General features: G+C 42.8%; 15 protein-coding genes and 1 pseudogene. 8 read left to right on the top strand and 8 right to left on the bottom strand.

Going from position 1 to position 22922, the window contains the following annotated elements; translation table 11 throughout:
- Window positions 1-1087: 1087 nt before the first annotated feature.
- Together KNP77_RS13230 and KNP77_RS16205 are read right to left on the bottom strand one after the other, a co-directional pair.
- On the bottom strand, window positions 1088-2131 hold the full coding sequence (locus KNP77_RS13230; RefSeq protein WP_251139083.1) for a Fic family protein: 1044 nt from the start codon (window positions 2129-2131) through the stop codon (window positions 1088-1090).
- Between the two features lie 377 nt (window positions 2132-2508).
- Window positions 2509-2658 (bottom strand): annotated as a pseudogene (locus KNP77_RS16205) (DNA/RNA non-specific endonuclease); the annotation flags it as partial.
- A 920-nt stretch (window positions 2659-3578) separates the two neighbouring features.
- Here KNP77_RS16205 and KNP77_RS13220 point away from each other — a divergent pair.
- Window positions 3579-5081 (top strand): ATP-binding protein, encoded by a 1503-nt coding sequence (locus KNP77_RS13220; RefSeq protein WP_214891216.1) that lies wholly within the window; start codon window positions 3579-3581, stop codon window positions 5079-5081.
- A gap of 52 nt (window positions 5082-5133) precedes the next feature.
- The gene (locus KNP77_RS13215) at window positions 5134-5661 is read left to right on the top strand and encodes a GNAT family N-acetyltransferase (protein ID WP_214891214.1); all 528 of its coding nucleotides are present in this window, start codon (window positions 5134-5136) and stop codon (window positions 5659-5661) included.
- 207 nt (window positions 5662-5868) lie between these two features.
- On the opposite strand, the gene KNP77_RS13210 is transcribed toward KNP77_RS13215, so the two are convergent.
- A complete protein-coding gene (locus tag KNP77_RS13210; RefSeq protein ID WP_214891212.1) occupies window positions 5869-6756 on the bottom strand; it encodes a DNA/RNA non-specific endonuclease in 888 nt (295 codons plus the stop codon).
- Window positions 6757-6825: 69 nt separating this feature from the next.
- A complete protein-coding gene (locus KNP77_RS13205; protein WP_214891210.1) occupies window positions 6826-7206 on the bottom strand; it encodes a hypothetical protein in 381 nt (126 codons plus the stop codon).
- A gap of 1318 nt (window positions 7207-8524) precedes the next feature.
- On the opposite strand from KNP77_RS13205, the gene KNP77_RS13200 reads away from it, so the two are divergent.
- The 3 genes from KNP77_RS13200 (at window position 8525) to KNP77_RS13190 (ending at window position 16872) form a co-directional block, all read left to right on the top strand.
- Complete coding sequence (locus KNP77_RS13200) at window positions 8525-15193, top strand: DNRLRE domain-containing protein (protein WP_214891208.1); 6669 nt, start codon at window positions 8525-8527, stop codon at window positions 15191-15193.
- A gap of 43 nt (window positions 15194-15236) precedes the next feature.
- Entirely contained in the window at window positions 15237-15992 is a 756-nt protein-coding gene (locus KNP77_RS13195; protein ID WP_214891206.1) for a DUF2750 domain-containing protein, read from the top strand.
- Between the two features lie 253 nt (window positions 15993-16245).
- Window positions 16246-16872 (top strand): helix-turn-helix domain-containing protein, encoded by a 627-nt coding sequence (locus KNP77_RS13190; protein ID WP_214891204.1) that lies wholly within the window; start codon window positions 16246-16248, stop codon window positions 16870-16872.
- A gap of 228 nt (window positions 16873-17100) precedes the next feature.
- Here the strand turns inward: KNP77_RS13190 and KNP77_RS13185 are convergent, their stop codons facing one another.
- From KNP77_RS13185 to KNP77_RS13170, 4 genes are all read right to left on the bottom strand, one after another.
- The gene (locus tag KNP77_RS13185; protein ID WP_214891202.1) at window positions 17101-17976 is read right to left on the bottom strand and encodes an NAD-dependent epimerase/dehydratase family protein; all 876 of its coding nucleotides are present in this window, start codon (window positions 17974-17976) and stop codon (window positions 17101-17103) included.
- 313 nt (window positions 17977-18289) lie between these two features.
- Entirely contained in the window at window positions 18290-18664 is a 375-nt protein-coding gene (locus tag KNP77_RS13180) for a hypothetical protein (protein ID WP_214891200.1), read from the bottom strand.
- A gap of 128 nt (window positions 18665-18792) precedes the next feature.
- Window positions 18793-20079 carry an MFS transporter gene (locus KNP77_RS13175; RefSeq protein ID WP_214891198.1) on the bottom strand — a complete coding sequence of 429 codons (1287 nt, stop codon included), beginning with the start codon at window positions 20077-20079 and terminating at the stop codon, window positions 18793-18795.
- Window positions 20080-20156: 77 nt separating this feature from the next.
- Window positions 20157-20774, bottom strand: coding sequence for an ArsR/SmtB family transcription factor (locus tag KNP77_RS13170; protein WP_214891196.1), 618 nt, complete (start codon window positions 20772-20774; stop codon window positions 20157-20159).
- Window positions 20775-21197: 423 nt separating this feature from the next.
- Here KNP77_RS13170 and KNP77_RS13165 point away from each other — a divergent pair, with 423 nt between their 5' ends.
- From KNP77_RS13165 to KNP77_RS13155, 3 genes are all read left to right on the top strand, one after another.
- On the top strand, window positions 21198-22040 hold the full coding sequence (locus KNP77_RS13165; protein WP_214891195.1) for a ComEC/Rec2 family competence protein: 843 nt from the start codon (window positions 21198-21200) through the stop codon (window positions 22038-22040).
- On the top strand, window positions 22037-22261 hold the full coding sequence (locus tag KNP77_RS13160; RefSeq protein WP_214891193.1) for a DUF3006 domain-containing protein: 225 nt from the start codon (window positions 22037-22039) through the stop codon (window positions 22259-22261). The genes KNP77_RS13165 and KNP77_RS13160 overlap by 4 nt, the downstream gene beginning before the upstream one ends.
- Window positions 22262-22326: 65 nt before the next feature.
- Window positions 22327-22836 carry a GNAT family N-acetyltransferase gene (locus tag KNP77_RS13155; protein ID WP_214891191.1) on the top strand — a complete coding sequence of 170 codons (510 nt, stop codon included), beginning with the start codon at window positions 22327-22329 and terminating at the stop codon, window positions 22834-22836.
- Window positions 22837-22922: the final 86 nt, after the last annotated feature.

Below are 22922 nucleotides of genomic sequence, written 5' to 3'. Positions count from 1 at the left end.
TCAACGGCCGCCCACGCAAATGCCTGGGCTGGAAGACCGCACACGAGGCCTTCACGGACGAAGTGTTGCGCTTAATTTGACAAACCGTCTCCTTCCATGATTAAGTGACTTAATTTTACCATTTCAACACCAAAATTAAACTGTGCTCTTTTCACAGTGAGGTCAAAGAATTTTTATGAATGAAAAAATTAATCTTCTCTAGTCATCGATTTATTTTGGAGGGAAATTCCATTCGACATCAACAGCTCAAGTGAGAATCACCAAATACTGCAGGTGCATCATGAAATAATATTTTTTTCGAATACAGAATGTGTATTCATATAGCACGTTCATCATTTTGTGAGACATCACATGGCTTATTTCTATTACTGGAATTCATTTGAATTAGAGTATCAATTGCAACGAAAGTAACAAAGACTTCCTTGACTACATTTAGTATTTCGTTAGGTATAAAATCTAATGAAATGTTTGAGAAGGTAAGAAAATTATATGTGACGTAAATGAACACCATAAATAAATATGTTCCTACTCTAGTGAAGAGCGGATTTGCATATCTTTCAAATGAGGCTTTTAAAAGTTTCGTTTTAAATGATTCAATAATCCTATTCATGACTATATTACTTTTATATGCAAATAACAGAACTGATCCTAGACTCAACAAATATATGATCCCTTGTTCATATCGTTGAATGATTGTATACGTTTCTCCGAGTGTGATGACTAACATAGAAGGCAATAAATAAAAACCTAAAAATGCAATAATAGTTAATAGGGGCGCAACTAAATATTGAAAATAAATAAACCCAATAAAAGGAATGATTAATATTTTGGTATAAATAAACGAAAATGTTTTATTTCTTTCTATCGCCTCAGATAGCAATATCGCTCCAGCACTGTAAAAAATAAAATAACTAAACCAAATCTGAAAGACGCTAATCAGCTGATGCTGAGCCGAAAAGGTGAAGTCTCTTATCCAAACCCATCCCATTAACAAAAATACGAGACCAATTATTTTGCTAAAAATTATTTTTATCAATATAAAGCGTCACTCCTTCTCAGATGTTTAGAAAATAATAATCAAAAACGATTATTGCTTAATCCATTTTGCACTTCGCCCAAGTCCTGATGGGGCGATGATCCCTTCATCACGTAATTTACGAAGGACACGGTTGATGGTCGCCTCACTGATGTCGGGGCAGGCTTGTCGAATATCTGATTTGGTAAACGGGACAATTCTGCCTTCGACAAAGCGCCTGATTCGAACGGTCTTGTTCTGATTGCCTGATGTGACGAGGCCAACGCGCTCCTCAAGCTCTTTATAGGCCGCAAGAATCACGCTCAACAGATAGTTGATCCATGGGAACGGGTCTTGGCGGTTCTCATGCCAATGAATCGATGACAACCGCAGGGACTCATAGTAGTCCTCTTTTCGTTCTTCGACAATCTTCTCGAGACTGATATAGCGGCCGACCTCGAAGCCATATTGATAGAGCATCAATAATGTTACGAGACGGGCCATGCGGCCGTTCCCATCATTGAATGGATGGATGGATAAAAAGTCGAGCACGAACATGCCTGTCAGGATGAGCGGGTCGACGTCCTCGTTTTGACGACGCTCTTTCAGACTATCGCACAAGGCTTGGATAGCAGCGGGTGTCTCAAACGCTGGAACAGGTACGAAGCGTGTACGACGTGTGCCGTCGGGGAAGGTCTCGCTAATTTCGTTGTCGACATTTTTCCATCGCCCGCCCTCGACCGGCACAAACTTATAAAGCTCCTTATGAAGCTGGAGCAAGATGTTCGGGTTGATCGGGATATCCTGAGCTGAAGCATGGATTAAGTTCAAGACATCCCGGTACCCGGCAATTTCCGCTTCCGAGCGGTCGGCCGGGTCCGAGGTCTTCGACATGATGGTGTGTAGGCGACTCTCGGTCACGACGATCCCCTCAATCGCATTGGAAGCCTTTGTCGATTGGATGACCGCCACGTCACGCAAGGTGTTCAGGATTTGAGGCGCCTGTTGTTTATAGAGGTCTTGTTTGCCTTTATATTCGTTGATGCGACCAATCAATCGCACGGTCTCCATCGGTAAGGCCAGATTAGCCAGGTACTGATAGTTATAATTGCGCATAGGAAATCCCCTCATTAATGATTATAATTGATTAAACATAGTCACTCCGTTCGGATATGACTATGTTTAATCTTAGTATAACCTATTTAAACTGTATTCAAATGAATTAAACATGTTCATTTCTATAACAGATGACTATGTTTAATGATTGATGACCTATATTTCAACACCTTAACTTTTGAAGACTAATTCGTTTAAAATCCAACCGAGATTTTTCATAAAGAGAGTCGGGAGTCTTAATAGTGAAAGACATTTTAAATTCAGGTTCTACCACGTATAAAGATTGCAGGACGTAGCAGGACAAAAAACGCATCCTTCGATTTTACGAGGATGCGTTTGATCAATATGACTCTATTTGATTCGCCGCATGAGTAACATTACTCTCCGACCATGCCATCTCCGTCATTGTCCTGCATATAAGGGTATAACCAATGACTGCTTCTGATCGGCATACTGAATCCAGCATCTTTGGCTTCTTGAATCGTCACTTGTCCGTTTCCGTTCAGGTCGACGTTAGAGACGTCTCCGCTCGGTTCTGCGGCCACTACGGGCTCACTTTCTGTCGCGACAACAGTGTTCTGTTCAGTCTCTACACTTGCGGCTGCAGTGGAAATCTGTTTTTTCGCTTCCGCTTGTGCGGCAGCGACTTCTTTCTCTGCCTGTTTCTCAGCGTTCGCAATGGCTTTCTTAAGCTCCGCCTCGTGTTTCTTCTGCATCTTTGCTTCTGCTTCTTTTACTTCTTGGGCCGTGACTTTATCGGCGTCCTCTAATTTCTTGGTTAAGGACGCGATCTCGGTCTTGTAGTCTTTGACGACCAGCTTCAAATCGTCATATTCCGTTTGAAGACTCGCAAGTTGCTCCTTCACTTCAGCGACTCCTTGCTCACATTGTTCCGCATTGATCGCGGGTTCTTCTAGGCTGAATGCCCATCCCCAGAACAGTAAAAAGAAAACTGTTATTAACACGCGTCTTGCTATCGTAAATTTTTGATGCCACCACATCAAGAAAAGTCCGACAGGGAATAAAAAGATTAGCATTAGGACAATAAACCAGGTTGATTTATAAAATTTCATATCCATTCCTCCTCCACTAGCGAGTATATAATAATCGGATACTCTTTAAAGCATAATTTTACAAATTAAGACAATAGAAAATAGTGTTTTTTAAAATTTGTCCATTTAAAAATTTCAGGTAGAAGTTCGACATTATTCGACGGGAATTATGAGTGGAAGACGCTGCTATAGATCTTATGTATAAACTGTTGAAGAAATTAAAACCAAGTCTGCTTTCATTTTTTCGATGCGGAAAACCCCGATTCGTTATATACATAGTCACGTATAATTCAAGAGCTATTTAACAAATAGAGGATTATAATTACGATATGTTGGATAATTTTTCAATTATGAGTATCTTGAATTGTATATACACAAAAAAAGGAGAAGTGAGGATGAAAAAGTTTGATTTAAATATTGAACAAGTTCTGGAGAACTGGGAAGTCTATCATGCGCTTCGAGAAATCATCGCAAACGCTCTAGATGAACAGACGATCACCCAGACTGAGGAGATTCAAATCAAGTTGGGTAGTGACGGGAAATGGCGAATTCGAGATTTCGGACGAGGTCTACAATACATACACTTCACACAGAATGAAAATCAGGAGAAGTTAAGCCACCCCAATCTAATCGGCCGATTCGGTGTAGGTCTCAAAGACGCCATGGCGACGTTCGACCGCCACGGTATCGGTGTCGAAATTTTATCGAAACACGGAAGATTTACATTAGGGAAAAGCACCAAGCATGCTTTTGAGGATGTGATGACACTCCATGCTTACATCGAGGAACCGCTTAACCCCCGCTTTGAAGGGACGGAGTTTATTCTGACAAATGTACCGAAAGATGAGGTGCAGAAGGCTAAACAACTGTTTCTAGTATTTAGTAATGAAGAAACACTCTCGGCCGTTCAATACGGTGAGATTTTAAAAAGAAGAGGCGAGACGTCAAATATTTACATCAATGGGGTGAAAGTAGCCGAAGAAGAGAACTTTTTGTTCTCATATAACATTACGTCGTTAACGAAGGCGATGAAAAAAGAACTGAACCGGGAACGTACCAATGTCGGTAGAACTGCCTATTCGACGAGGGTGAAACAAATTCTCTTAGAGAACCAAGAACCGCATACGACCAAAATGCTTGTTGAGTCATTAAATCGATTTACTGCAGGTGAGATGCCAGTCGAGCTATCCTGGAAAGATGTAGCCATCCATTCGTGTAAGATTCTGAATGCGCGTGAAGACGTCATTTTCATGACTTCTTCGGAAGCCATGCACCATTCTTCGATTGTAGATGACGTGAGTGGATATGAATATCGCATCGTGACCATTCCTGATAACTTGAGCAGTGCCTTGGCCAATACAAAAGATGTTACAGGGAATCCGATTCGAGATATACGTACTTTTGTGGAAGAAATGCGTGAGAATTTAACATATGAAGTCGTCCCGTTAGAAATGTTAAGTGAGGAAGAGCGGTCGATTTGGAACATGAAAGAACATATATTAGGACTCATCGGTAACATGCCGACTTATGTGACTGACGTGAAATTAGTGGACAGCATTAATTTTGCCTTTGATCGAAATGAGACGCTTGGACTGTGGCAAGGCGATAGTGGGACGATCTTGATTGCGCGGTCTCAGTTAAGCTCGTTAGAGGCTTTTGCAGGTACATTACTTCACGAAAGGGCCCACGCGAACAGTGGGAGACCCGATGTAGATCGTGGGTTCGAATTTGAATTGACGGATTACATTGGAAAACTGACGTCGATGCTACTGCAGCAAAAATCAGTAGACCACAATCAAATTGAACTTAGTGTGACTAGCACGTCATCTAAAGAGTTAGAACGCAAACCATCATCGACTGGTTTCTTTAAACGACTCTTCGGTAGCGTAAAAAGATAGAAATAAAACAAGTAATATTTAAGGAAGCACTGACTTTTAGGGGGGAATGGCTATGAATTTAATCAGTGACAGAATTTATCTACGTTTGTTAAAAGAATCAGATGCACAGATTTTTTTAAATGCCACTCAAGATCAAGAAATTAGATATATGACTGGGACAAAGTGTTCATTTACTCTCGAGCAAATTCATAAGCACATCAGTAACATAAAAAAAGATACATCACGTTATGATTTTGCTGTTTGTCTCAATGGAACCAATCAGATGATTGGGGAGTTATCGATTTTTGATATAGACGAGGAAAATCGAAAAGCAGGCTTTAGAATCTCGATGGCTGCTACTGGTCTAACAGGAAAAGGATTCGGTTCAGAAGCAACTCGACTGGTTTTAAAATTTGTTTTTAAGGAACTTAGACTGAATCGGTTACAGTTAGAAGTATTTAGTCATAATTTACGAGCAATCAGAGCCTATGAGAAGGCTGGTTTTATCAGAGAAGGTGTTTTAAGAGAGGCATTGTTCTACGATGATGTTTATTCAGATGAGATTATCATGTCAATTATCGAAAGCGACTACATGAAATAAACCGAATAAAGGCGCTAATCTAAGCAATTTATACGTCAAATGTGCAAGATGAGTGGAGAAAAATGGACAGATTATCCAAGCGTTGAACGGGAATATGCAGCTCAATAAAGTGAATCGAAAACGTAAATGAATATAAAAGAGACATTCTCTTAAAGATAGAGGATGTCTCTTTATACAATCATCATTGTTTTAATTTCCGGGCTTAGATCATTCCCCGACCATCCCATCATTGTCGTTATCACGCATATAAGGATAAAGCCAATGGTCTCTCATGATGGGCATTGTGAAGCCGGCGTCTTTTGCCTCTTGAATCGCCACCTGACCGTCTCCGTTCGTATCCACACTCGAAACATCGTCAGCAGGTTCGACGGGATCAGTTTTGGCTGAGGGTTCCAGTTCGCTTTCCGTGAGGCCGAGCGCCTCATTCACCTCGTCCGGGTTCACGTTGTCGAACGAGTCGGTGACGACATTCCCTTTCACGGTATACGTATATTGGTAGTGAGAAGGGATATGAGTGCTTGTATCCGGATAGGTGATGATTGCCTCGAAATCGGTCGCACCACCGGCTTTTCGGATGACATCCTCCATATAGGCCTGGTCCCCGTAGCGATTGAGCGTGCTGTTCTGTGGTGTGATGTTGTAGGCGTTCGAGACGCCTCCGAGTGAGTCAGCGATGACGTGACCTTCGTCGAGCTCGCTGTGCTCGACGCCCGGGACCTTCGCCTCGTCATGGTAGTACCGACCGTCCGACGTCACGTCCTCTGTGTCATCATCTTGGAGGATAATTTGGTCGGCGATGACGCGGATCAATTGACCATGCTCGTTCGTGAACACCCAATACTCGCGATCCCAATATCCGATATCGACGACGACGTTCGCCTCACGGTATCCGGATAAGTCTCCACCATCAACGTCAATCAGTTTATAACCGGAGAACGAGTCGGCATTCGAATCAGTCATCACTTCCTTTGTCTCAATAGTTTCCTCTGTCGTATGTATTTCTTCTGCGTTCTCGACTGTAGAGGACGTGCTGTCATTAGAACAACCGGCGAGCAAAAGAATGGCTAGAGGTAGGACTAAATAAGTGAATTTCATTTTCTATTCTTTCGTACATTGTATGTATAGGTGTATATACGTAGACAGATCTACATACACATCAGCCAATTATATCCTCTGCATCCTCACGATGCGCCAATCCTTCAAGTGTTGGGATTCCATATGGTTTGTGACTCGTTCAATCATTCTCATTTTTTCGGTCTGAGAAAAATTGAAGGCATCTTCCGGGAGTTCAAACTCGACCTCGAGCGTGACTTTGACTTTCTTTTTTCGTTTGTTGAATCGACGAAGCAGATAATGCTCAAGTTCATCGATGACTTCCGCGTCATCGATGCCATCAGAGGATTTCAAAGCGATGTTCAACCAAGGATTGAGTCGATCGATGTACGCTTCAAGTTCTTGAGGTGTCGTATTTAAGTATGTCCAAAGGTGATCAAATCGCAGTGTTTCCGTCTTGTGAAACAGTTTAATCCACTCTTGAAGATTCATGAGATCACTCCTTTTTGATTCAAGTGTATCTCGTGTTGTGGATGGCAAACAGTGACGAGTTTATGTACAAATCGAATGCGGTTCTTGAAAACCTTAGAAGGTGTTGCACATGAAAGTTCGTCGACCAAATCTGTCAAAAACGTTCTTTGTTTTAGAATTTCATTTCATCTATTGCTTCTTTTGTTAGACCGAGGTCAGTGGTAAATCGATAGCTGCTTCCCGCATATATCAACGTCTCACTAAAAATCATCCCGTTCATGATAGTGCGATATGGGATGGAGGAGCACGACGTATGTGTTTCTAGATGGTGTGTCGCCTCCGACCGACTCTCCCCATCTTTATAGACCGGACTAGTTGATGTATCTTGTTTATTGTCATTCGGTTGTCCTTTTTTGAACTTATTCTATTAAATGAAAAATCAATGCACATCTAAATGAAAAATCAATGCACATCTCTTTTCTTAAAAAAGGACGATCTTTTCATCGTTTCTACTAGATGTGATCTCCAAGTTATTGTTTAAAGTACTCAATAGTATATTGAGTACTTTTTATGGTTTTAAAATTTCTTAAGCGTAGCAGATGGTTTCTCTATTTCATTAATAAACACGGTTATATTGAAACAATAATACAAAAATATTTCAAGATTACATTTTCATTATATTTTAATCGTCTAATATGTAATTTCCTATTCCCTATTTTTCTAATTTTGTGTAAGATTCATGATGTCATGTTGTCTTGTTCATAACATTTAATGAAAAATATGGAGGTTATGTATGTATAAGTTAAGTCATAAAATGTTGTCATGGTTTTTAGTCGTGACATTGGTTTTATCTTCTTTCCCGATGGGAGAAGGAGTAAAGGCTGAAGAAAACGAAAAAAAAGCGTCTACTTCATCAACTAATGAGGAACAGAATGCTGAACTGGCTGCACCTGATTCCGAGCCGGATTATCTGCCTGTAGAAGACATTACAGGAGATCATGTGGTCGTGACGGAAGGGAATGAGCCTGGTACATATGAGCTCACCGCCTATGATGACACGGTGAAAATTAAAAATGCCGATGGGGACATCGTACCTGTGGATGCAACGTTGGAATCGACTCAGGGAGGTTTTTCACCGAAGTCTACAAATCTCCCGGTAAGTTTTGACCGAGCATTACGGTCGGAAACACCATTTTTAGAAGTTGGGGAAGACTCTACAAGTATTGCTTTCACGTTAAAAGGACTCCAGTACGAGGAGGGTCTAGTAGCGCCCAAGGAGACTCAGACCCTCGTCCGTGAAAATCAGGTTTGGCATCGAAATGTGTTTCCGAATGTGGACTTGCGTCACATCGCATTGAACGATGAAGTGAAGGAAGACTTGATCTTTAATCAGTCTGCTCAATTACCGAAAGAAATCATTTATGAATTCAATACATCATTGAAACCTGTACTAAAGGATAACCAGATTCTTTTTTACGAAGAGGATGCCCTTGTCATCACGATGCCTGTCCCTGAAATGCAGGACAGTGCAATCGATGAGAAATCAGGACTTCCCGCTCGCTCTTTTGATATCGCATATGAACTCACGGAAGTGAATGGCACTTCATACGAACTTAAAATCGTGCCTGATCAAGAGTGGTTGAACGATCCAGCGCGAGTCTATCCGATTTACGTCGATCCGACACTAGCTCGTGATGCGACCCTCGATACGTTTGTATCAAGCAAGAACCCAACCACGAACATGAACAAGTTTTGGAGCTCGTCTCGTGGCGAGTACGTGTTATGGGTTGGCTATTATGACACTACTACGGGTACAAACTATGGGCTCATCAAATTCCCTGCCCTTACGGATTTAAGAGGTGCCACTGTTAGTTCGGCAGAAGTGAATTCACACGTCACCTGGAGTTATTATGGAACTCAACAAAATGGACTGTGGCTCGATCGTGTTAATGCGAACTGGTCTGAGACAGGCGTCACCTGGAACACACGCCCATCGTCTACTAATCTTGGTTCAACGAATGTCGCACGCAATCAATGGGCAAACTTTGATGTGACATCTTTCGTTTCTCAGGTGGCTGCTGGAAGCCGAACGGATTATGGGTTCAAGTTCCATACGAACGGTAACGGGACGACACATTGGAAACAAATCACAGCCTCTGAAACGGGGACAAACCGTACTCGATTGAACGTCACGTACAGTTATCCGAAGATGGCCTCGATCTCCACAGAAGGCTTCTTGACGACCCCGACTTCATCTACGGGTCATATCAACGTATCGTGGCCAGCGATGACGGGAGCGACAGGATACCGCCTACAGATGTTTGATGGGAAAGGTTGGCAGACAGTTTACAACGGGACAGCCCGATCTTATACAACAAAAGATAAAGGGATGTTCCCAAAGACTACTCAGTACGGAACGAAAGAATCATCAACTGGTGGGATCAAGTTCCGAAATGGGGACGGTCAAGAACTTCCAGTCGATCCATCTACCTTCTTTAACAGTAGCAGCGGAACGACAACGAACACGTTATCATACCAATTCCGTGTCATCGCAGACTACAAGCTGGGTAGTGGATCAGCTTCATCGACGGCTAAACGTTCGTTGCAAGAACTGATTCCAGACGTGCCGACGAATCTAGCAGTTACTGCCGGGGATACGACAGCTGACGATCGTGGACAATTTGCATTGAGCTGGGATGAGTCAGAGCATGCGACAAGCTATGATGTCTACGTATTTAACGGTTTCGCCTACGAGTTGATCGATAATGTCACCACAACGAGCTGGAGCCCGAACGGAAAACGTCTCTTCCCTACGACGGCGCAAATCAATGCCATGCCAGTCAATACACGGACAGCATTCCGTAAAGGTGATGGACAAGATTTCCCTGGCGACCCTCGCCCATTGTACAGAAAGAACAACCCGGACCGAACAACCTATCATAATATCCTCCACTATTACTTCCGCGTCTACGCGAAATCGTCGAAAGGCCAGAGTGCCGGATCTGACGTCCGTACGTTCAACGTACCGGCAACCCGGGTGACGACGGAAGGCGTCGGCTATTCGGATAACCGGAAGACCAACACCGGTTTCTTGTTCACTAGCTGGCAAACCGTTCCTGGTGCTGCAGGATATAACGTGTATTTGTATAACGGAAAAGAGTATGACTTGGTCGAGACCGTCCCGAGTGACGTGACCACGTGGCATTCTCGAAACAAGAAATTATGGCCACTTGCTGGACAGTCTTACAAATTGAACAATAACGGAGTTGTCGGACAAGGAGGAGAACTCCCTGTCGATCCGAGCTCGAACTATGTTTTGTCAGGCGGGAAGTATGGGAAGCATACCAACTATTGGATCCGTGTGACCGCTCATCGTCGCGCGGTCCAACCAGCTGTATTATTGGCATCGAACTTTGTCGCCGAAGGGAACTTGAATCGGAGCCTCCCGACGACACCACGTATCTTAAAGGTAGACGAGCCGGATCTTGGTACAGAAGAGTTTTATCCAATGCTTGATACCTCGATTGGCTCGTTCAACGTCATGAAAGAAAATCAGTTCCTAGCGGAGACGGACGAAGTGCTTCCGGGACGAGGGCCGGCTGTTGAAGCGAGTCGCTACTTTAACTCGAAGTCGATCCGATTCGGCATGTTCGGGCTTGGATGGAGCAGCGGGTTGGAACGACGACTCGAGATTCCGACAGAAGACAAACCGAAAGTCATTCGCTATATCGATGCTGACGGCAGCGGTCACTTGTTCCTCCGTACGTCCGTTCAAGAGAATGGAAAGACGGTCGAGAAACTTCTGCCGCCGACCGGAATCGATTATGAGTTCAGCATTGAGAACAACGGTTCACAATACGTCATTCAAACGAGTGATGGTCATCGTGAAATCTACAATCAAACTGGCCAACTAGTCGGGATGGAATATGACGCGAAAGAGAACGGGAAAAAGAATAACGTCCATTTCGACTATTCAGATGTCCAAGGTGTTAAACGTTTAACAACCATCTATGCGGCGAGTGACACGGGCACGACCTCACCGAACCGCCTTACCTTTACCTATAATGACAAAGGCTGGGTCGAGGCGATGACAGCGACCGCGTCTTCGGATGAGAAAGTTGACTCGCGCACGTATCGATACACATACGATGCTTGGGATCGTTTGACATCTGTTGATAGCTTTAGAGGGTCAACCCCGATTGAGACATACGGTTACGCCTATACGGAGAGTGTCAACACGATTGAAGAGACGGGCGAGGTCGCGGAGCGTCCAGACTTCCCATCTTCAATCAATCGCTTGATTTTGCCAGGCCATACCTCAGCCGAACCAAATGAAATTGTCGGTGAATTCGATAATGCGATCCCATCGATTGTCCAAGAGGTAGATGGTACACGCAATGCCTATGAGAAGACGTCGGGTGATTCAAAAGAGCGCATGGTCTATAAAGTTGCGACCGTCGATTCAAAAGATGATCAAGTCATGACACCGATTGTCTACACATTTAATGATGTGGGCCATTTGATTGAAGAGGCAGAAGGCGATGAGAAAACAATTTATGAGTGGAAAGACCATCGAATCATAAGCGTTAATAATCCGGACGGTTCTGTCGAATCGACCACATATGACAATCGTGATACGGCTGATGTCGACAAGACGATGGAGTTAGACGGAAATGTGCTCGTAGAGAAAGACGCCACATCGCTCACGACCTATGAATACGCTGAGAATGGGGATGACCTCCTCCGAACCGAAGATGAGTTCGATTTGGCCGAAGAAGTGGCCTTGAACGAGGATCGTGAAGAAATCGTCGATCATGAGGAACCAGAAGAACGAATCGGGTTCACAGAGTATGACAGTCGTGGAAACGTCACGCGAACAGGTGTAGGATTAACACCAGGCGTCAATCTGTATCCAAATGGTGGATTTGAAGTAACGGAGACGGTGACTCCAGGAATTCTTGTGGATGGCGGTCGCAATGGTAAAGCACTTCAGTTGAACAACGCGACGTTCACAAGAGAAGTCAACATTAAAACTGGTCACCCTTATAACTTGGGTATCGACATGAAGACGTCAGGCATGTCAAAAGGAAGTGTCACGCTTACGCTCTTGAATAGCTCGAATGTCGTAGTTGAAACTTATACGATTCGTCCAATGGGCAATTTAGGGGAATGGACGAGACGATTCGTCGAGTTCACAGCAAAAAATGGGGCCGTCAAAGCTCGAATCAACATTATCTCTGAGAATGGATCGACCTTGTTTGACGAGGTGCAACTCGACACTGCGACACAAGGGCATGCCATCTCGGCCTCGGCGTTCAACCATGTCGAACAGGGCGGATTCGATGGCCTCAACAAATGGCAGCTGGTGAAGGCTACAGCAAGCTCGACAGGTTATATGAGTGAGAGTGGCTTGAGCCTTCAACCTGATGGAACGGCGAAACAAACCATTATTGTTAACCAATCGATAGCAAAACCGTTCTATGTGAGTGCCTTGGCACAAAAGGCTTCGAAAACAGATTCACTGAACGTGGTGGCGACATATGAGGACGGAACGACGGTACAGAAGACAGCCGCATTCCATGCCTTAGACTATACTGGAAAAGACAACGACGCGACATGGCAACGTCAAACCATCCAATTGACCTCAGATGAGAACAAGAAGCTCGTGAAAATCGAACTCACTATTAAGAATAACTCGACTAGCACCATTCTTATCGATGCGGTCAGAGCGTCAATCGGACGAGTCGTGTCTGACTCGACATATGACAAGCAAGGAAACCACGTCTTAAAAGACGCCGGGCTGACGAAACTTCCAGTGACCAATACGGTCGACGCGTTCGGGAATGTCTTAACCGTCGGTCAAGGGAATCGCACACGGACGAACACCTATGATCTATTAGGGCGTTTGAAGACGACAACCGCAGAGAACGGGACTGTCATTTCCTATGATTACAATAAAAAAGGTGAGGTCACACAAAAGGTATTTGATGGGACACTCACTAAATATGGATATTTGAAAGGTCGTATCACTTCGGTCATTCGTCCAGGGGGGCAGAAGTATGCGTATGAATATGCGCCTCACACTGGTAACTTAACAAAAACGCTTCTCCCTTCAGGGAACAGCCTATCTAAACTTTACGACGACGAAGGGAATATCATTGAACTGCAAGAGACAACAAAGGTAGAGAGTACTGATCCGACAAGTGAGACGGGAACGGAAGAAAGTATTAAAACGACGAGCCGATTCAAGTATGCATATGATTCATCTTCTGGTGACATCCTCTCGGTTCAAATGGGAAATGATAGCTCGAAACAGAAGAAGTACGAATATGACCCAGGTGACGAAGAAAATGACGAAATTGGTAAAGGACGTCTGTTGAACCTGACGGATTACCATGGAGTGCTCCAGACATGGGATTACGAAGATGTGAATGGTGTCGGGACAGAGCTTCCACTCTCAATGACGTTAGCGGGAACGAAGCGTGACTTCACCTATGACATCGCCAAACGGAACCATGGGGTAACTGTCGATAGTCAACATTGGGCTTTCCGCCATAATGAGGATGGTAAGACGACGCAGATCACCATGCCAGGACAAGCCGGTGAGTCGCTCGTCGAGTTCGATGAGACTGGTGCCGTATCAGCATGGTCCGCCTCTGCTGGTGACAAACAGATTGCATTTGAGCGTTATAGTTACGATCAATATGGAAACCTGTCAGGTTTAAAGAAAGATGGACAAACTGCGAGTTATTCCTATGACGCGATGGATCAATTGGTCGAAGAGAAGACACTTGACGGACAGACGATCAATTACACATATGACAAACGAGGAAATCGCACACATATCAACAACCAAGTCGTAGCTGAGTTCGATAACTCAAACCGGATGACAGAATTCAAGAGTCAAGCCATTACGTATGATGCAGACGGGAACCGGATCAATGACGGACGTCTGAAATATTTATGGGACGGTCTAGGAAAACTGACTGCGATTGAAGAAGTCAACGGGACAAAGAAATGGCAATTTGTTTATGACGAACAAGGGCGCCGTATCCAGAAGACGGGGCCGAGTGGTACGATTCGCTTCCATTACGACGGAGATTCGAACCGACTGATGGCCGAGACAGATACGGCCGGCAAACCAATCCGAGAGTACGTCTATAATGCGGACCATATCCTTGTCGGGCTAAAAACAAACGGGACATGGTACAATTATCAACGGAACTATCGTGGAGATATCGTAGCGATTACGGACACTTCAGGTAACGTTGCTGCCAAATATACCTATGACACGTGGGGCAAACCGCTTACGACGAATATCACCGATTCGAAGCTGACAGGTCAACCAATCCGATATGCGTCGTACTATTATGATGAAGACTTGGCGCTTTACTACTTGATGGCACGCTACTACCATCCAGAACAGGCCGTCTTCTTATCCATCGATCCAGAACTTGATGCCGATGAGACCGTCTCGATGGCGAATGGCTACTCGTATGCGGACAATAATCCGGTTCTGAAAGTCGATCCAGACGGAACATGGGCTTGGATTGCGGTTAAGGCTGGCTATGGGGCTTATACCGGTTATCAAACAGCTAAGTCTCGCGGATATACAGGCTGGAAAAAATGGGGTTATACTGCTTATAGTGCAGCCAATAGCGCTACTGGATTTGGTCGAGTGTATAAAGCCGGGAAAGCTTTATACGCTGTGGGAAGACAAAATAGACAAGCAAAACTTCGAGGACTGGCGACTGATCCCAAATTACCAAAACATGTTAGGGGGTATATGAAGAATCAAATAAGACAATCTAAAAAATCTTCTTCATCTGGACGTCGAGGAAAAAATTTAAGAAACCCTCCTGGGTATCATTTAGCGCATCATCGAGGATTCGAAGCACGACATGGGTATGGTTATGAATACTCATCTGCACAAATTATTAAACAACATAGAATGCAACATAGAATCGATAAAAATGGTAGAAAGAATAAAAAAAGGTATCCACGCTAAAGTATCTACGTTTTTAATTTAATAAAAAAGGAGTGCACTTTGTATGAGGTTGTCTAGTTTACCTGGTGTATCAGAAAAATCAATAATTGAAGTTCAAGAAAAACTTAATTTTGTTTTCCCATTATCTTTTAAAAAATTATATTTAAAAGGAAATAAATACTCTATTAATGAATGGGAACTTTACCCTATAAAAGATGGAAGATACATTAATAAGACTTGGGACGATATTATTAGAGCAAATGAAGAACTAAAAAATGAAATCTCAGGTGATTTTATTGTGATAGGAGATAACGGAACCGGAAATCATTTAGGTTATAAAATGTCGGCGAATGAGGAGTTATTCGTTTGGAATCACGAATCAAATCAAATTATCAAAGTGTCTGATTCCCTTGAAAGTTTTATTGACTCGGAAAGTAACACAATCTCAAATAATTTAAGTTTTTCAAAAGACAGTAATAAGAAAGTTACGCATTTTATCGATAGAGTTAAATCTTCTCGAACTGTGTATGGATTGTCTAAGGATAGAGATGAAGGGTGGGCTTACGCACCATCTAATGAAGAAGATACAGACGTATTGTTATTTTTCTCTACAGAAAGCTATGCACTCGCTTGTAAAAAAGAGGAATGGTCAAACTATCATTTAATAAAATTACCTTTAAGACTTTTTATCGATGTGTGGCTACCAAATATGGAGGAGGATGAACTTCTTTGTGGAGTAGACTGGAATCAAAACTTAATTGGTTCAGAAATTAGTCCAACTGTACTTCTAGATCTTTTCAGAATGTCAGCTGAAAGTTGAGATGGTCCATTCTTGATAGGATTCTTTATAGACTACAAATATAATTTGTGCAGTTTAACTCATTAGATTTGAACACAACTAGAGGGTTCAAGACTTTTCAAGTAAAACACCATTCGGCCGAATGGTGTTTTTGGTTGATATCCATTTAATAATTTCTAATCAATTCGCAATCGATTAAAGTAACAGCTTACTTTAATACAATGTTTATGGTATTATTTAATAAAATCATAGTTGTGTTAAAAGGAGGTTTACCATGTATACAATTGACGAAGCATTTGAAATCTTATCGAAGAACAAGCTCACAAGCCATAAGGAGACGGTCCGCAACTGGGTGCGAAAAGGCGTGATCCAGGCAGAACCGCTCGAGTCGCGTAAAAAAGGCTATCGGATCAGTGAGGATTCGCTCGAGCAGTTCATCAAAGAACGGATGCCCGAAGGGTGGGAGATGTATCCGGAGTCGGTGAAAGGGGAAGCTCGGGATGTCGTCAAGAATGAAGAAGAGGCCGTGTATCATGTCGAAGTCGATGTAGAAGCGATTAAAGAGCAGGGGCGTATCGAGATGTGGCATCAAGTGGCCGGTCGTTGGCTATGGGAAGATCATCTTGAAATCACACGGACGATGGTACGAAATGCGATCGAGCACAGGGGTCATTCAAAAGAGTTCGGGCAGTTCGTCTGGGAACGATGTCTCAAAGACAGCGCTCCGCGTAAAAAACCACGGGTTCTTTACTTGGTCGATGCGTTTCTATTCGAAGGGGAGCGGGTACCGTTTGATCAAGATTTTGGCCTCAAAGAAGAACAAATTATGCATGCGTTGATTGAGCATGTCAGGGTTAAAAAGAGAACAGGCATGTATAAAAAGGAAGCGGATAGCAGATGATAGTTGTAGCACGATAGACGACTGAATGGTATTTGTGAAAGCACAACTTATTTAACAAAGGGGCTGATGTCTTGCAATCTATAATCAGCGGGCACTTATTAAAAATGCTTAACTCTCAAATGCGTTCAACGAGTCATATAAGCAAAGAGGAACACCATTCGACCGAATGGTGTTTTTGTGTTAAGAAATGAGATTAGACATTTGTGTTTCTTAACGATGAACTTTAGGTTAGCGTGGTACAAGTTTTATAAGGTTATTCATAGTCTGCTCAAATGTTTTAAGCGGTCTATATCCGATTTCTCGAATCTTATCGAATGTGTAGGTCGCATTCTCTACTTGGCGATTAGGAGTAATGATTTTCTTTTTGGCAGCAATGGCTAACTGTACACGAAAATTGCGATCGTCTACATTCAAATCTATGGCGTGGTACACTTCTCCGTCTATGCCATGTAATAAAGCTATGTAAATCATTTCAGCTAGATTATCGGCATGGACCCACGGAACGGAGTCATCAGGATGAACCCATGTTACATTGTCGCAGGATAGCATGCGTTTAACTTGATTGTCACCCCAATAGGAGTTCGTTTCTGCACAGATAGCACCAGATCTCAAAACAATAACAGGGAGACCTTTGTCATTATAAGTGGACAGGATTTGTTCAGAACGAATTTTAGTGGAGATATATGTTTCTGGGTGGTCATATGCGAGGGGTGAATCTTCATCGAGGTGTCCGCTTTGAGGCTCCCCATAAACCGATGTCGTAGAAATATGGATGAATTTTTTAACACTATTATCTAGTGCTGCGTGAGCCAGAAACTTTACTCCCATAATGTTTGAAGCTATCGCAAGTTCAGTATCTTCCCCAAGATATGCCGCACAGTTGATAACATAATCAACCCCTTTCATGATTTTACATAAATAAGTTGAGTCTGTTAAATCACCAATGAGAGGTACAAACCCCTCATCACGAAATTTTTGTGCTAAAGATTGGTTTCGAATTAGAACGATAACCTCGGCGCCTTCATTTTTCATTTTAGATGCAACGCGTCCTCCGAGTGTCCCTGTAACACCTGTAATTAAAATTTTTCGATTTTCTATGTGCATCGGACCACTCCTGTCAATTATGTTTGTATGTATAATACATTAAAAGGTTAAAAATACAAATAGTAACTAGTGTAAAAATGTTTTAAATGACGATTTTTTAGAAACGATGAATTATAAAATTTAGTGCAACACCTGAACGCGAACACAAAAACCCCACAGCGGTATCCTCATGTACCTAATCGATTTCACGGGGAGAAATGAACAGATTATCCAAGCATTAATCTAGAAGATTCGGCTCGATAAAGTACAAGGTAATCATAAATAAAAATGTCTTGAAAACATTCGACATTGTTTTAATCGTATAAAGGAGAAGTTACATCCTTTGCATCCTGACAGCGCGCCAATCTTTTATGCCCTGCCCCTGCATATGATAGGTGACTGTTTCGATTACACGGGCCTTCTCTTTCTGAGAAAAAGTCAAAGCATCTTCCAGCAATTCAACGTCAATCTCGAGGATGACTTTAGCCATCCTCTTTTCCCTGCCAAATTGACGAAGCAGATTACGCTCCAAGCTGTTCATGACGCTCTCCACCCCGTCAGAGGACTTCAACAGGATGTTGTACCAGGGATTAATCAGCTCGATGCAGGCTTCGAGTTCTTCCGATGTCGCATGTACGTATTCTTCCAAATGTTCAAAACGAAGAATATCTGTTTTGTAGTGGTGGTTGAGCCATTCATGAAGATGCATGGGGTAACTCCTTTTTATTTAAAATGTATCGTACATGTTCACAAGCTGACAGTGAAGAATTCGAGGAAAGGGCAAATGAGGTAGATCACATGAGACTTTCTGTAGATTGCTGGGGATGGACTCGAATTCTAAATGTGCTCACGCCCCGAATCAGATTTCAATTTTGTTGCTACGATGTTTAAAGTTTGTGCATTAATTTGACTTGCAGGCGGCAAGGTTCGAAGGGCAGGGTGTATACTCCAGACGAGCGCAATGAATATGATGCCTAAGCCACAGATGGAAAACAGGAGTGTGCTGTCGATGTATTTACCTAAGTATCCTCCGACCAATGACCCAATCGGCATTGCTGAGATGCTGAGGCTATACGATACGGAGTTGACCCGTCCCAGAATATCGTTCGGTACAATCGATTGGATTAAACCAGCAAACAACACGTTCACCGCTCCTATTGGAACCCAGGCCAAACCAAATAAACAAGCAGTGAACAGGAGTGACGGAAATATGGCTGCTGAGATCCAACTGATACCGCCAAGAAAGAAGCAGGTGATTGAAAGTGTCCCGATGTGATATCGTCCCAAGATAGGGGCCAACAGTGCGCCAATCAAAGAGCCGGCAGAAATCGCTGATAGAAGAATCCCGTACGTCTGCACCCCTCCAATTTTTTCGGAGAATGTAGGAAGGATGGCCACCACCATACCAATCGTAAAATTTGCGACGATTGCTCCTACCGTGAACACCCACAGATAGGAACGGAATACGACCCGGAAGCCTTCAATCAAATCACGTCTATAGCGCCCAACAGGTTTGTCACTAGTGTTATTAAATGTATTTATCTCGACAATTTGTTCAGGTAGCTTTAAGAAAGTAAAACAGAGTGCAGCTAGAGTGAAGGTGATTGAGTCGATCCAAAAGATTGTGATCGCTCCAAAAAAGGCAATCAATAGACCGGCCACTGAGTTGGAGACCAAATCAATCCCTTGATAAGCGAACGAGAAGAGCGCATTTCCTTTGACGAGCTCACTCTTCTGTAGAACCAAAGGTAACGCTTTAGTCTGAGTCGGATAAGCGAATTCTTCGATACAGGCAACGAGAGGCATAAAGGTCAACAGCATCCATACACTCAATATGCCAGTAGCATGAGCAAAAGGGATGAATAAAAGAAGAATGGCTTGTAGAGACTGAGTGAAAACAAGAGTTTTCTTGATTTTCCACTTGTCGACGAGGGGGCCGACTAAAAACTGCAATGCCTTCGGTAGAAGAATTAAAAATCCGGCAAGACCTGTTAAGAAGGGGTCTTTTCCCAGCTCATGAACGAGCCACATGGTCGCTACGTAATACAAACTGTCTCCTACATTCGTAACAATCCTCCCGATGAAGAGCAGGCAGAAGTTTCTGTTCTTAAGCAAATAAAGCATATGTATCCTCCTTAATTCAATTAAAATTTACCAGTCAAAAAAAATTGACTAACATTTCAAAGAAAAAGGCGTTCGCCTTATTCTGTTTGCTTTTCTACCTCTCCAAACACGGGTTCATCTATCTCAAACGCCATTGTTGAGATGTAGTATAGATGTTGATCTCCCTTATCCCTTTCAGACTTACCCAATGCATTTAATTCGTTCATCAATATATGATATTTTTTAATCCATTCTTTGAATTCATCTTTGGAAACCTCGATTTGCCACATTGACCCGACATGATCTAAGTCATGAGGAGAATGGCCATCATGCTGTTTTGAAAAGGCTCTACTCGGTGCAGATAAAAGGGCAGACTTGGTTGCCTCTGTCATTTGTAGCAACAGTTGTCTAGAAGTTTCGCTCACAAATTCTACGTGGGGAAGCAGTTCAGAAGAAGGAGTGAATCCCCTAGCGACAGATTGATAAAACTTCTGTAAAATCCCGCCCTTCTCCTCGGTTCTTACAAGTTCAATCAAATTGTTTTTTTCCAACTCTTTGAGATGATAATGGACCTTTGGTCGTGATAAATTGAGTAGTTCGGATAACATCTGACCGGTAAGTGGTCTCTCAATTAAACGCATCATGATTTCGGCACGGATTGGAACACTTAGAGCTTTTAACTGGTTTAATTCCGTCAGAACAAGCATGGATTTCATAATATTCTCCTTTATTTGACCGGTCTAATTAATTTGACAATAGATTATCACAGAGTTCGGACATAAAGCAATATCACTCCATGGCTTTATTGTTGTGAAGTACACATTACATTCCCTTTTACTTTAAGTCATTTCATGAAAAGATCAAACTAACTATAAGCGTAAGAGAACCATGTACTAATTTAAGGTGCACGAACCATTATAAAATCTCAAAAAGTAGAAAATAGAAAAGTCAAAACCGGTGTATATGTTCTCTTTGTATTCCTGTGCAAATTCTCTTTACGCGACTCTTTTTTCTTCAGGAACACCTTGGTTATTAATTGATTCGATGGAAAAATAATTTGAAGCCATTTAACAAATACCGGATTATAATAAAGGTGTGTTGGATAATTTTACAATAAACTTTAAGTGGAGTGATAGAAGATGAATAAATTGATCAAGATTGGGAGTGCCGTTCTATTTAGTGGAGCGCTATTGGTATCGCCATACGGAGAGGCATCGGCCGCTGCGAGCATCAAAGTCCATTATATCGATGTCGGGCAGGGAGACGCCATCTACATCAAAATGCCGAGCGGTGAGGACGTCATCATCGACGGTGGGAACAAAGGAAAAGGTGACGCTATCGTCGCTTATCTCAAGAAACAAAAAGTTGACGATATCGAAATATTAATCTCAACGCATCCGGATGCAGATCATATCGGTGGATTAGATGAGATCCTGGATGCCTATCGTGTCGAGAACGTTTACGCACCTAAAGTGAAGCATACGACACAGGCCTATAAAGACTTCCTTCAAGCCGTCAAACGAGAAGGGAGGACCATTAAAACCGCTCAGGTGGGTGTCTCACTCCCGCTCAAAGGCGTGAATGCAAAATTTGTTGGGCCGGTCAAAGCCTACTCGAACAGCGACTTGAACAACTGGAGTGCTGTCCTGCACGTGACGTATAAGAAGAACACATTCTTGTTCACAGGGGACGCGGAACATGTGTCTGAGAAGGATATGATGGCGAAGAAGCAGACGCTCCGGGCGGATGTATTGAAAGTGGGTCATCATGGTGCCAAGACATCAACGAGCAGCGCGTTCCTGAACACGGTCAAACCGAAGCATGCCATCATCAGCGTCGGGAAGAACAGCTATGGTCACCCGACGTCCGAAGTGGTGACGAACTTGAAGCGTCAAAACGTGAACACGCTTCGCACAGACAAGAACGGTACAATCATCATCACGGGGAACGGCTCGAGCTACGCCGTGAAAAAATCCAAGTGAAGCGACGCAGAGGAATCATTGACCGATTTGAAGGGAATTTGGCGGTTGTCGAATTCGGGGAAGTGATGGAAGACATTCCAAAGTCACAAATCCCTGACGCGGTACAACCAGGTGATGTGCTTTGGTTTTACGAAGATGGGCGAGTTGAGATAGATGTAGAGGAAAAGCAACGATTATCAAAAGAAATCGATGAGTTGATGGATGAGCTTTGGGAGGATTAACCTTCTTAAAAATCAGCGCAAATTTGTTAGGCAAAGCACGAAAAATATGACGAGGGAGAAGTCTTATGAAGATCAGAATCGCAAAACCATCTGACGCCTATCATATTGCCAAAGTACAAATAGATAGTTGGCAATCGACATATAAAGGCATTTTATCAGAAGATTACTTGAAGGACTTAAACTATAAAACCAAAGAATTGAAATGGTACAATATTCTCCAAAATCAAACAGTCTATGTGGTCGAGAATTTAGATGAAGAGATTGTTGGGTTTGCACATGGAGGACCATCCGAAAAAGCAGTTTGTCCGACATTTACAGGAGAATTGTATTCTATTTATCTACTTCAACACTATCAATATCAAGGACTAGGTAAGTTGTTATTTGATGCAGTTGCATCAGAATTGGTGAATGAAGGATTTTCCTCTCTGAAGGTTTTTGTTTTAGATCAGAACCCCAGCAGACTTTTTTATGAAGCGTTGGGAGGTAAGGAAATAGAAGTTACTTCAGTTAAAATTCACGGAATTGATTATCGAGAGATTGTCTATGGATGGGAAAACATAGGGACAAAATTATAACCTGAAAAATCATATATCAGATCGTTTTTGACGCTTTTAGGGTTGAAATGAATAAAGCTTAAGGATTGCATAATTTGTAGAATTGG

It is taken from the genome of Exiguobacterium sp. s142 (assembly GCF_018618455.1).
GTDB classification, from domain to species: Bacteria; Bacillota; Bacilli; order Exiguobacteriales; family Exiguobacteriaceae; genus Exiguobacterium; species Exiguobacterium aurantiacum_A.
This window is presented reverse-complemented; position numbering and strand designations above follow the sequence as displayed.

Coding starts and splice junctions, on each gene's coding strand:
- KNP77_RS13230 (WP_251139083.1), bottom strand. CDS start 2,131: ATGCGCAATTATAACTATCAGTACCTGGCTAATCTGGCCTTACCGATG.
- KNP77_RS13220 (WP_214891216.1), top strand. CDS start 3,579: ATGAAAAAGTTTGATTTAAATATTGAACAAGTTCTGGAGAACTGGGAA.
- KNP77_RS13215 (WP_214891214.1), top strand. CDS start 5,134: ATGAATTTAATCAGTGACAGAATTTATCTACGTTTGTTAAAAGAATCA.
- KNP77_RS13210 (WP_214891212.1), bottom strand. CDS start 6,756: ATGAAATTCACTTATTTAGTCCTACCTCTAGCCATTCTTTTGCTCGCC.
- KNP77_RS13205 (WP_214891210.1), bottom strand. CDS start 7,206: ATGAATCTTCAAGAGTGGATTAAACTGTTTCACAAGACGGAAACACTG.
- KNP77_RS13195 (WP_214891206.1), top strand. CDS start 15,237: ATGAGGTTGTCTAGTTTACCTGGTGTATCAGAAAAATCAATAATTGAA.
- KNP77_RS13190 (WP_214891204.1), top strand. CDS start 16,246: ATGTATACAATTGACGAAGCATTTGAAATCTTATCGAAGAACAAGCTC.
- KNP77_RS13185 (WP_214891202.1), bottom strand. CDS start 17,976: ATGCACATAGAAAATCGAAAAATTTTAATTACAGGTGTTACAGGGACA.
- KNP77_RS13180 (WP_214891200.1), bottom strand. CDS start 18,664: ATGCATCTTCATGAATGGCTCAACCACCACTACAAAACAGATATTCTT.
- KNP77_RS13175 (WP_214891198.1), bottom strand. CDS start 20,079: ATGCTTTATTTGCTTAAGAACAGAAACTTCTGCCTGCTCTTCATCGGG.
- KNP77_RS13170 (WP_214891196.1), bottom strand. CDS start 20,774: ATGAAATCCATGCTTGTTCTGACGGAATTAAACCAGTTAAAAGCTCTA.
- KNP77_RS13165 (WP_214891195.1), top strand. CDS start 21,198: ATGAATAAATTGATCAAGATTGGGAGTGCCGTTCTATTTAGTGGAGCG.
- KNP77_RS13155 (WP_214891191.1), top strand. CDS start 22,327: ATGAAGATCAGAATCGCAAAACCATCTGACGCCTATCATATTGCCAAA.